Below are 254 nucleotides of genomic sequence, written 5' to 3'. Positions count from 1 at the left end.
GAAGGTACAAGTATAAGTCCCCCCTAAGGCAATACTGGTAGACACTCCTATACACTCATCGCTAAGCAGATCACCAAAATCGGTGTCACTTAACACGGTAAGTGTGAGTGGAGAATCCCAGAAGGCACCCCCCCCCCCCCCCCCCCCCCCCCCCCCCCCCCCCCCCCCCCCCCCCCCCCCCCCCCCCCCCCCCCCCCCCCCCCCCCCCCCCCCCCCCCCCCCCCCCCCCCCCCCCCCCCCCCCCCCCCCCCCCC

At 73.2% G+C, this 254-nt stretch carries 1 protein-coding gene; it reads right to left on the bottom strand.

Going from position 1 to position 254, the window contains the following annotated elements:
* A partial coding sequence (locus K5R16_RS22390; protein WP_220740639.1) for a hypothetical protein occupies positions 1 to 254 on the bottom strand: 254 nt, incomplete at both ends.

Source organism: Shewanella sp. c952, from assembly GCF_019654975.1.
GTDB lineage: Bacteria > Pseudomonadota > Gammaproteobacteria > Enterobacterales > Shewanellaceae > Shewanella.
This window is presented reverse-complemented; position numbering and strand designations above follow the sequence as displayed.